The organism is Planococcus donghaensis (assembly GCF_001687665.2).
GTDB lineage: Bacteria > Bacillota > Bacilli > Bacillales_A > Planococcaceae > Planococcus > Planococcus donghaensis.
On record NZ_CP016543.2, the window covers coordinates 2579719 to 2592212 of the forward strand.

Below are 12494 nucleotides of genomic sequence, written 5' to 3' on the forward strand. Positions count from 1 at the left end.
TCAAGTATTAGGTAGAGTGAAGTGCTAGAGATCGCCTTCGGCCGCTTTGGGCATGGCTCTCACATAACTGATGATATTTGATGAATATACTTTTTATGTGTGAGGAGTGAGTGCAGGTTCTAGAGTCGCCTTCGCTCGCTTTGGGCATGACTTTCGCAAGAAGCCGAGAAGAACACTCGTCTCCTTGCTTCGTCTAGCCCTTGGCGCTCCTCGGCTGGGTAGTTGGTTGATAGAAGAAAACTATTTTTTTAAGTAGTAGGTAGGATGAAGTGCTAGAGATCGCCTTCGGCCGCTTTTGGCATGGCTCTCACATAACTGATGATATTTGATGAATATACTTTTTATGTGGGAGGAGTGAGTGCAGGTTCTAGAGTCGCCTTCGCTCGCTTTGGGCATGACTTTCGCAAGAAGCCGAGAAGTGCGCTCGTCTTCTCGCTTCGTCTAGCCCTTGGCGCTCCTCGGCTGGGTAGTTGGTTGATAGAGAATGGATAAAAGGTGGCAGGTATTGTTTTAGGCTGTTCGCCACGCGAACAGTTTCCAATCAGGTTTTTGAATTTGTGATAAACCAAATGGAGATGTAGAAAAGTGGTGCATGGGTTGAGAATTTTGGAGTTGAGGTAAAGAACTGAAAAAGTCGGGTAAAGGCGTTAAAAGTTCAGGTAAAGGGGGAAAAAGTTCATGTAAAACGTGAAAAAGTTCGTGTAAGGGGACTCGATTCATGTAAAGAGCTGAAAAGTTCAGGTAAGAGGCTAAAAAAGTTCATGTAACAGCTAAAAAAGTTCACTTAAAAGCTCTCAAAACTCACCCCATAAAGATGCCAGCGTTTCGCAGGCGAAACGCGATAAAACAAATAGCTACGTACCAACTCCTAATAGTGATATTAAAATTAACAAAGAATTCTATTTCGATATTATGCGAAAAAACCTAAGAAAGAGCGAAAGATGGCGACTCCCGCGGGATAGCGAAGTGCCGAAATCCACTCGGGCATTCGCCCGAGTTAGTTCGGCGCAAGCCCGCAGGAAAGCGTCCATCTGTAGCGCTTTCTCCCCACACTCCACTTCATCACATAACAAAAAAGACAAGCAATCAAAAATCTGATTGCTTGCCTGATTTATTTATAGAAGAAGTTTTACGTTTCTTCTATATAATAGTTTATTTCAATAGATCCATCTTTTCGAGGGCGCGGTAAAGGACTGCCGCTGTTTCGCCTCGTGTGATTTTAGCTTGTGGGTCGAAGATGTTGCCAGTGCGACCTGTGATCAAGCCAAGTGCGTAAGCTTGTGCAACAGACTCATTTGCGTACGCTTTGATTTTCGCGTTGTCCGCAAATTTATGCGTTGTGTCTAAGCCTTCTAGTAACGATGCTTCTTTGTATTCGATTGCACGCATGATCATCACCGCTGTGTCTTGGCGAGAAATTGGTGCTTTCGGATCGAATGTGTTGTTTGGCAATCCAAGAACGATGCCTGCACGTGCTGCGGCTTCGATTTCTTTAGATGCCCATGTTTTGGTTGGTCCTGCATCTGTGAATCGGCCTTCATAATCTTTTAATGGCAATTCCAGTGTGCGCGTTAACAGTACCGCAAATTCAGCACGTGTTAAGTCTTCTTTTGGTGCGAACAGTGTATCGGTTTTCCCTTTAATGATGTTTTGGGAAGCTAATGCCTCAATTTGAGTTTTCGCCCAATACGTTTGAATGTCGCTAAATGTTACTTTTGCTGCTTTTGTGATTGTGAATGTTTTTTCTGTTTCGTGGCCGGCTGCGTCTTTCACCAACACCGTGTAGTTGTTGGCACCGATTTTATCGACCGCTAGTTTGGTTTTGATGTTTTGGTTAAAGCTTGCTTTGCCGTATGGCTCAGACATCACTTTTTTGAAAACTTCGTTGCCATTTACGTATGCGGAGATTTCGTCCATATTGTCTTTCACATTGAATGTGACTTCTACTTCAGAGACGTTTGCTCCAACCGTTTTTGGTGCACTTACGATTGAAATAACCGCTGGGGTTGTGTCTACTAAAATTTGGCGGCGAATTTCCATTTCGTTGCCGAACTCATCCACTGCTTTAACGGTTACGTATTGTGAACCGTCTTTGAATGTGACGTTGTGCTTAAAGTTCGTACCGTCAAATTCTTTCGCTTTGACACCGTTGACAGTCAATGAAACGATTTTCGAATCGTCTTCTACTGTCCCCGAAACTTCTACTGTTTTTTGGTCATATACTTCTAAAACTTCTGGTGATGTAAAGAAGATTACCGGTGCAACTTTTTCTTCTTTCGAAGAAGCCATCAACTCGACTTCTGTTACGTTGCCGGCGATGTCGTAAAATACTGCTGTTAGCTCATCACCTGTTTTTACTGCTGTTTCTAGCTTGTAAGAAGTGTTTGAAGGTGCCAAAGATTCGTCAGCTTGCGTTTCTTCGTTTTCTGTCACTTCTTCACCATTTACATAAACTTCCCAACGGTCTACGCCAACGCCTGAAGCGTTATCCGCAAATTTTGATACCGTGATTGTTTTGGTAGCTGCATCAAAACTAGCTGCTGCTTCTGGTGCTACAGTATCAACGATAATTGGGAAACTGATTGATTGCCATTCTGCGTTCGGGTAATCAATCACCGCGCGAAGTTGGATTTGGTACTTGCCATCTTTTGCTTGTTTGCCATTAATCATTCCATCCCAACCGTTTAGCGGGTCGAATGTATAGAAATAACTTGTTGAATAATGTTTCGTCAAGTCTGAAGCGGTACGGATCGTCCGTACCTTTTTACCTGTTGCGTCTAATACATTTACTTCAAAGTTTTTCGCATTTCTTAATAAAGAATAAACAGGAACTGCCATATCCTGCAATTCATCACCATTTGGTGAAAACGCAAAACGTTCAGGAACAAACTTCCCTGTATGTGTGCCCCCCGTGATATCGTTTCCTGCTTCATCTGCTAATTGTGTGATGCCGTAGAAACTAGCTTCTGACCATGCGAACTCATCAAAAATGCGTGCATCGTCCCATCCACCGTTAAAACCGAAATACGGAACGACCAATTGTGTGTTGCCAGTAATTTCTTCATTTTTGTCTGTAAGCGTTACAAAACCGTCAACGAAAAATCCGTTAATAAAGGCTGCGTATTCTGGCATACCTTTTAGTGCTGAAACGTCTACTGTCACTGTTATTTCTTTTGTTCCATTTGCTGGAACTGTGATGGTTTTAGGTGCATCGATTGCCACATCCTCTGTTACAACATAAGATCCTGTGGCATTTGGTGCTGTAATGTTCAATTCTTTTAATTTTACCGAGTTATCCGTTTGGACATTTACAGCTACATCATACGTTGCTGCATTGTCTGAGAAGTTTTCGGCTTTCAATGTGAACGTGAACTTATCGTTTGTGATTTCTTTTAATGCTACTTTTGCATCGCCAGTTGCTTTGTTTGTTACCATCACATCTGTTGATAATGCGTCATGCAATTGCATTAACCCAGCTCCTTGACGGCGTGGAGAGATAAATTGGCCTTTATCAAATTCCACAGGGTTTGCTGTATTCATCAATAAGTTTTTCGCAAATTGAACGCGCTCGCGTCCTTCTAAACCAAGTTCTTCAATGCGTTGGAATACGAGTGCTGCTCCACCAGAAACGTGAGGAGCTGCCATTGAAGTACCGCTCATCAGTCCGTAGCCATCATTGTTTAATGTAGAGAAAATGTTGCCACCTGGTGCTGTGATTTCAGGTTTGAAATCCAAGTTAGGTGTTGGTCCCCATGATGTGAAATCACTCATGTACCCTGCATCCGGGTTTTGAATTTCAAGAAATTCTCCGTCGAATACTACGGTTACCTTTTTATTGGCATCTAATTGTTCTTTCATTTTTACACCGTCTGCTTGTAAAGCGGACATAAATGGAATTTTGATCGCTGCATCTGACGCCATGCTGATCGTACCCGTTGTGTTGTTGTAAACAATCACGCCTGCTGCGCCTGCTGCTTGAGCTGCTAATCCTTTAGCAACAAATGAAATTTCTCCGCGTGAGATTAACGCGAATTTACCTTTAAAGTCTTTGCCTTTAAAGTCTTCTGGTTTGCCAAGACCTGCTGCCATCACTTCATAACTAGCATTCGGCAACTTCGTTGGATCTGCGTCATTGGCTAACAAGTACAATGCGCGTCCGGCTTCTACACCGTCAACTTGATACGCCAAGCTTTTCGCTGTAATAATATCATTTTCAAATGACGCAACGCCAAATGAATCAATTGATGTACTTGGTGAGCCTGTTAAGCCGTAATCTTGGTTATCAGCACGTGGATAAGAATAACCAGATCCCAACATGTCGGAGTTCCCGGCTGAAATTGACATTAAAATCCCGTTATTTGTAGCCCGTTCTACTGCTTTTTGTTCCGGATTTGAAGAATCCACAAATCCTGCAGTTGAACCAAGTGACATGTTGATGACGTCTGCCCCTAATTTGATTGAATCATCAATGGCTTTAATGTAAATATCGCCATACGTTGATGGGTACTGTGGGTCATTGCCGAATACTTTTAGCGCTAATAATTGCGCTTCGGGTGCTACGCCTTTAATGCCGCCATTTGATTCGTTACCGTTTGCGCCGACTGTTCCGGCAACGTGCATGCCGTGCATTGAAGCTTCTGGTCCTAGGTCAAGAATTTCATTGTTGCCATCCATGTAGTTGTAGCCGAACGGCACTTTAGCTGTGAAGAACTTACCGTTTTCGATGGATTTGTCAGCCAGTAACGCAGCGACCTCGGATTTTGTGATGTCGCCAGTTGTGTTGTCTGTCAATACCATGTCTTTGTGGCTCGGGTCGATTCCTGTGTCAATTACGCCGACAACAAGACCCGCTCCGCGGTAGCCGTAATCTGTCCAAGCTTGTTGCGCTTGAACCAATTCTTTTGAGTATTTCATTTCGGGTTGAACTTCTGGGCGTTGATATTCCGTCGATTCGTAAACCGCTTTTACGCCGTTTAAGTTTGCGATTTCTTCAACTTGTCCCGCTTCTACTTCTGCGGAAAACCCGTTAAAGACAGTCGTGAAATTTTCAAGATATGTAATACGAGGAGCGATCGAAGCGATTGTCAGCTGCACGGATTCTTGATCCGATACGACTGCTGCTTCTAAACTCTCTTTTTGATTGTCAGGTAAATTTTTGTATAGAACGCCTTTATTTGTAGCGCTTTCAATTGTTGGTGCTTTATCAAGTTCGATAATCACCCGTACCTGTTTTTCTGGATCTTCTGGATTTACGAAAGCTTCAGGAAGGTTTAGTTCTCCCTGTTCTAGCTCAACGTTTGGCACGCTCGATGAATTAACGGCTGCCGAGACACCTGTCAGTCCGAAAAGTGCCGAGCTGAATGTCATCATAACGACTAAAGCCAACAATAAAAACGGTTTTAACTTCGTCAATTTTTCTCCCCCTTTAAATCTAATTCGCAATTATAAAGAATTTTTATAATTGCACAACAACTTAAATTTACCATATTTTTTCAATGTTGCAAACGGTATATGGGGATAAATTGTTAATTTCTGTTGGTTTTAAGATGTATTTACTAGGCATAGCTTGATATTATTTAGTTTCTCGAATTAATATAAATATTTTTTTGTGGTGTAGGGTTTGCACTTTCGCTTTTCGCTGGCGAAAAGCTGGCATCTTGGAGGAGCAGCGCGGATCGCTTTTATGGGGGGGTTTGGAGTTTTAACATGAACTTTTTTGGCTGTTACCTGAACTTTTGACGGCTTTACATGACTTTTTCGACTCTTTACATGAATCGGACCCTCTTACACGAACTTTCTCGCTTTTTACATGAACTTTTCAACCTCTTACCTGAACTTTTGACGGCTTTACATGACTTTTTTGACTCTTTACATGAATCGGGTCCTCTTACATGAACTTTTGACGCCCTTATATGACTTTTTCGACTCTTTACCTGAATGCGATCCTCTTACATTAACTTTCTCGTCTTTTACATGAACTTTTCAACCTCTTACCTGAACTTTTGACGGCTTTACATGACTTTTTCGACTCTTTACATGAATCGGATCCTCTTACACGAACTTTCTCGTCTTTTACATGAACTTTTCAACCTGTTACCTGAACTTTTGACGTCTTTACATGACTTTTTGAGCTCTTTATATGAACTCAAAAATTCTCAATCATTTCACCACTTTTCAGAATCTACATTTGGTTTAAACTAAGTTCAAAAACCTGATTGGAAACTGTTCGCGTGGCGAACAGCTTCAGATAGAAAAAGTCACTATCTATACTAGTCTCCCTCACAGACAGCGAGTGAGATTTCGAGAAATTCGTGTGTAAAAGTGAAACGCTTTGGTAAAGATGCGAAAAGTTACGGTAAAAAAGAGAAAGGTTAAGGTGTCGAACATCCAACTCAAACAAAAACAAGCCCAACTCGATCGTTCGAGTTGGGCTTGTTGCTTCATGATTATTTCTTCTTCATTTGGCCTTTATTGGTGACAACTGTGTAGTTGCCTAGCTCGTTGATGCTAAGGGTGAATACGTTGCCGGCCAATTCGCCTTGGATGATTTTCCATTTGCCTTTGTCGTCTTCACGGGCACCAAACTGAATTTTGATATCGCTTGTTGTGTCGAATGCCAGTGTAACTGATGAAGTGAATTTCAATGGAAGCTCGTTTCCTGCAGCATCCCTTAAGACCATGTTGATTTGATTTGTTAAAGTAGGGCGTTTGTCGACTTCTTTCGCGTCGTCCACGGCTAGGTTTAAGACAAATCCTTCTCCAGCGGCGTTTGCGATTTGCTGTAGATTGCTCGCTGATAAAGTTAGGTCAGCTGTTGGCATATCGATCAGCAAGTCTTTTCCGCTTTCGAGCAGTTTTGCAACAGTTCCTTCTGTGAACGTAATCGCAAGTTCACCGTTTTCATCTGGTTCGCCGGATGTGACTACTGCTTGGTTTCCAGAAAGATCTGGTTTTGCTGTTTGTTCACCTGGAACTGCTGGTTTTTCAAATGAAATTTGTGCCAGCAATGGATCGTGATCGGAGGCGCGGCCATGTTCTTCCATGAACATCGCGTTAATGTGCACCATATCTAGTTCTGTGCGTTGTGCTAAGTTGTTTGTCACAAGCAAGTGATCCAGTACTTGTGAATTTCCTTGGTAGTAATATGAAAAGCGATCTTCTAATGGTACATCTTCAACTTTGTTTGTTAAAATATCGCCTTTTAATGCTTGCAGTGCTGGTGTGAATTCGAAATCGTTCATGTCACCTGCAACAATTACATTAAGATCTGGATTTTGTTCAAGTCCATCTGCGATAAAGCCATTGATCGCTGTTGCGAGTTCGATGCGTTCTTCAACAGAGCCAAAGAATGGAGGCTGGTTCTTGCCGAATAATGGTTGGTCTCCACCTTTAGAGTTTAAGTGAGCGCCGATGACCACAACTTGCTCGCCTTGGAAATCAAATTGAGCAGCGATTGGTTTCCGTGTGTTTGGCATTGCGATTGGTTGAACGCGTCCTGGGTTTAATGCAAGTTCGCCGTCTACCCATGAGTTTGTTTCAGTCGCTGTGCCTTTTGTTCCTTCAGAAAGTGTTACGCGTTCTGGGTTGTACAAGTAACCGACGCGAATGTTCCCGCCTGGTTGTCCGCCGTCTTGATTGTATTCAGGGGCGATGTCAGTCCATTCGTATGTTGGACCACCTGCCGCTTGAATGCCTGCAATTAAACGCTCATAGCTTGCGGTTGCGTCACTATTTCCTGACGCAATTGGACCGTCGTTATCTTGTACTTCTACCATCACGATAATGTCTGGTGAGTTTAAGTCGTTAACAAATGATTCTGCAATGCGTTGAGCTTTTGCATCAGACGTATGATTTGGGTCTGCTGAAAAGTTTTCTACATTGTATGCAGCTACCGTTAACTTTTCTTCATCTTTTGAAATCCACGTTTGTTCTGGCTGTGTACCGCCGTTTACTAGTTGTGGAAGGTCGCTTTCTCTTGCCCATAGTTTGTAATTTCCAAAACCAAAGCCCAGTACACCGGTAATGGTGCCGTCGAACGAGTCTCCTGCTTTAGCTACAAAACTTTCATTGTCAAAATCAACAATTACGCGTTCTGGGTTGTAATCATTTTCCGACAGCAAAATTCCGCCTTGTTTATGGAATTCTGTATTTGGTGAATTTTCCGCAACGACGATCACTTCGCCGTATTTTTGCGGTCCAACCACTTGTGCGTTTGGTACAGCTAAACGCATCAATTCAAGCGATTCCCAGAAATCAATGCCGTCTTCGGTTGGATCAAATGACGTTAAGCCATCGTTATCAATCAGTTCAGATGGTGGTTGAACATCTTCACCAATCACAATTGGTGCTGGCAGTGGGGCTGTTCCGGTTTTAGTGACGCTTGTTGCGCGAATGCGCGTAATTGGCAAATCGGTATCTTTCATTTCTCGATAGCCTTCTTGGAAATGTTCTTCTACTGTTCCGTTAACCGAAACTAAATCGCCAATTTCGAGACCATGTGATCCTTTATTGACCATTAATGCTTCTGACGTTGTGATGTCGTCATCTGGATTGACGTCCTGAATAACGAAGTTTGCTTCATTATAACTATGTGTGACCACGCCAACAATTTCATTGACGACTACGCCTTGATAATTTGAGTAATGATCTGTGCCTTGAATGTCACGGATTGTTAAGTCCCCTGTTTTTAAGACGACGTATTTGAATGTGAAGATTTCAGACGTTTCGTCAGCGATGGCGATTGCTTTAATCGTTACGTCTTTTTGCAAAACGATTGGCGCCGTGTATTTCGTGCTTGCCGCTGTTGGTGTTGAACCGTCGAGTGTGTAATAAACATCGGCGTTTTCCCAACCAGAAGCTAATGTGATTTCAGTGCCTTCAGAAACGACACCTGGGAAGACATTTACGTAAACAGCTGGTTTGTTAACAAGGTCAAAGCTTTCTAAGCCAAGTGTTTTTATTTGGTACGAATCATCAAATTTTGAAGCGATTCCTGTTACATGAATTAAATCGCCTTCTTTATAATGCTTTGTAAATTGTTCAAAACTTAATCCGTTTCGGTTATCGTTACGGATTGTAACCGCTTCGCCGTTTTCAGCAACTGCTGAGAATTCAAATGTACCGAAATCATTTACTGATTTAAGACCTGTAATTGTAACTTTACGCAATTCAATGCGCTCGCCTTGTGTGTCTTCATTGACACCTGTTGGCATTACGGTTTGTAGTGCTGGCAATGGATTTCCTGAAGAAAGAACTTCTATTGTATTTGGTTGAAGTTGCAACTCGCCTCTATATTCCGAAACAGTGCCTGTTAAGCGGACAGTGTCTCCTGGTGCAACGGTTGCACTTGAAGTGTAAACATACATTCCGGCTGTATCGTCTTGGATGTAAAATGCTTTGCCGCCCCAGAATCCAGTTCCGGTTGTAACGGTCGCATCAACTTGAATCAATTCCCCATTCATCGTGCGTGCTTGTGCAAGTGAATCGACAACAGTTGCTGTCGGTGGTGTTTCACCTGGTGCAAGAATGGTGTAGGCTGTTGGCGATTTTAGACCCGCTGTCGTAAAATAAGCCTCCAATGAACCTGTAATAGTAACTAGTGCTTTGAAATTAGTAGGGTTATCTACTAAATTCAAGCCTGTGCGAATTGCCGTCTTTGATGGCAATTGAACGGGCAAAATTTTCGTTGGATCGGTTTCACCCGCGGAATCAGCAAGCCCTACATTTGAAGCAGATGTAAAAGGTGCTTCCTGATCGTAGTTGGTTTTACTACTCGCAGTTCCTACAATAAATCCTTTCACCGTGGCGGTTCCTGAGTTATTGGCAATGGCTTCTGCTACCGTAATCGGTTCTGCTGCAGTTGCCGACGTTGCCAAATAAGGCAGTGCCGCCGATAAAACTAACACGAAGCTTAACAAAATCTTGCCGAATGCATGTTTAGACAAGTTCTTCACTCCTGACTAATTTTTTTTGGTGCCTACCTATTATAACCGACTTGTGTAAGCGCTTTATATAGTTTTTGTAATTTTCTTATTAATTCGCTATGTTTTTGTGTAAATTCACATTTCTAGGGAAACGAAAGAATACTTACTCATTTTTTTGCATATAGGATTCTCCACACCAAGTGGACGCTTTCCGCGGACTCAGCGCTGAGCCTCCTCGTCGCAAGCTCCTGCGGGGTCTCATCACTTCGTTTTTCCGCAGGAGTCGCCACTTGGTGCTCCGAATCCTGGAGTGAGTAGTGAAAAACCTTTTCATAAGTTACTTTTAATATGAAGTGTACTAAAGAACCTCATTTTATTCGTAGCAAGAAGCCTTCAATTGGGTTGGCCACGAAGACTCCTGTGGGAGAGCGAAAGCTGAAGACCCCGCAGGAACGTCAGTGACGAGGAGACTGAAGCTGAGCCCACGGAAAGCGAAGTGGCCAGCTCGATTGAAGACTAGCCATCACTATTCAGTTTAATAAGGCTTTGTCTTCAGTCAAAAACCCAGTTCTCAAGAACTGGGTTTTTGATTATTGAATATCTTCTAATACCAAACCTGCTAAATAATACGCTTCAGCCCCTGTTAAGCTTTTGTTTTCATCCAATTTTCCAGAAATCACATCATCTGTTAAATTGCGGTCTGCTAAAGCTTCCCATGCAACTTGTTCTTCTATTTCTTCCCCGTGCAGGGCAAGAACCATTTGTGCCGCTTTGTTTCTCGTCAATTCTTGTTCTTCTGTAATCGTTGAGCGGAACACATCGAGATTTTCTTGTAACGCTTCTGCCTCTGCATTGGTGATGCGTTGAACACCGTTGCTCAAAATATTGGCAAACGAAATTTCTTTCATCGTTTTTTCAACAGGCAACTGGTTTTCGTAACCTCCAACAACCAAGCCGTAATTTAGCAACGTACGGATGCCTGGGTAAAACCACTCGCCTTCATAAGGAAACGATTCTTCAAAGGCGTACAGGTTTGCTCCTTGAATTTTCAGCTTGGCTTGCAATTGTTCGATCAACTGTTGGTCAGCTGCCATGTCGCGGTAGCTCTTTTCTTCATCTATCGAAATGGCAGCGGCAGCTCCTGCTGCTTGGCCTGCTGTCATACCGGCTGGTAACACGCGCGCACTTGCAGCAGCTAACGAACTATAACCTGAAGCTTTGCTGGCCACCAGCAAATTTTCTACTTCTAATGGGACGAGCGAACGGTAAGGAATTGCGTATTGAACGGGTTTTCCGTATACATAACCATAGTCGTTTGGTGATGTTGCTTGAACATCTACTGGATACGCGCCAAAACCGATTCTGTCCCAATGGTCTTTGTTTTCCCACACATCGCTTAATGGCAATTGGTACTCAGATTGAACGTGAACCGTTTCTCGCACATATAGCTGCTCTGGGTAACTGGCAATTTCAGCGTCTTCAAATCCTGGGAAGTTTTCTTTTAAGTATGCAAGTATGTATTGGGTTTCTGTTTTTCCAATTTCAATGGCTTTTTGTTTTTCGCTTTCATCTAACCCATCAACACCAAAAATTTGAAGTGCGTTAATGATGACACTGCCATCGTTTTCTCGCACAATATTCAACCCACGTAAACGCGTTAGTTCCGGAAAGTGGGGTGTATAGGCATCGTGTAACTCGCTAAAGCCCCATGCCACATTGCCATTAATCCCGCCACCTCCGAAAACACCTTCGTCAGCAGCTTGGATGACTTGATCCCAATTAATATTGCTAAAATGGAACATTAACGTAACAGCCATCTTTTTATCTTCCATTCCGATATCACGTCCACCGATAAAATAGGGAGCTCCGGCCGCAACGGCCAAATCGGCATCTTTTGAGCTATCGATAAATCGTTTTGCTTGAATGGTTTGTTTTTCACCTGAACGATTTGTGATTTCAACTGCCGTTAACGCTTTTCCATCTTTAACAACATCGGATAGTTCGGCGCCTTCAAGTAAAGTTAAATTCTTTTCTTTTTCCATCATTTCTAAAAAAGCAGCTCGAGCTTCACCAATATCAAAGCCAATGTTTCCGCCTACTTTTTTATGCCACTCTTGGAAAATCCCTGTGTTTGCCGGATTACCTTTTTGATCCGAGCTTACATCTAAAAAATTCAACATGCCCGAAGTCATTAATCCGCCAATGTCTTCTTCGCCAACGATTAATACCGTACGCATGCCGTTGCGCGCTGAGGAAAGAGCTGCAGCAATGCCTTCTGGTTCACCGCTTAATACTGCAACATCATATGCATTCGATGATTCGGCCTCTTCTCCCGTAAAAGCGTTTACGACAAGCACCGCTCCTATACTGAGGATCGCAAGTACAGCGAGTAACATTATTGCTTTTTTCATCTTTTTCACACTCACATTCTTTTTTACATAGATTCCCATAACGTTACCAAATATTTTCCTTTGTTTCAATGTATTTCTTAGAATTGTTGACTTCTTGTAAATTTTCCATAGAATATACAATAGCTTTGTACTTTATCATTTCCTTGCCATTCCTTAGGAA

Annotated in this window: 3 protein-coding genes; all 3 read right to left on the minus strand. The window is 42.7% G+C overall.

From position 1 onward, the window contains the following. Positions 1 to 1152: 1152 nt before the first annotated feature. Positions 1153 to 5412 carry a S8 family serine peptidase gene (locus BCM40_RS12775; RefSeq protein WP_065525569.1) on the minus strand — a complete coding sequence of 1420 codons (4260 nt, stop codon included), beginning with the start codon at positions 5410 to 5412 and terminating at the stop codon, positions 1153 to 1155. Positions 5413 to 6446: 1034 nt separating this feature from the next. Further along, entirely contained in the window at positions 6447 to 9944 is a 3498-nt protein-coding gene (locus BCM40_RS12780; protein WP_065525568.1) for a DUF6359 domain-containing protein, read from the minus strand. Positions 9945 to 10513: 569 nt separating this feature from the next. Further along, positions 10514 to 12334 (minus strand): FAD-dependent oxidoreductase, encoded by a 1821-nt coding sequence (locus tag BCM40_RS12785; RefSeq protein WP_065527665.1) that lies wholly within the window; start codon positions 12332 to 12334, stop codon positions 10514 to 10516. Positions 12335 to 12494: the final 160 nt, after the last annotated feature.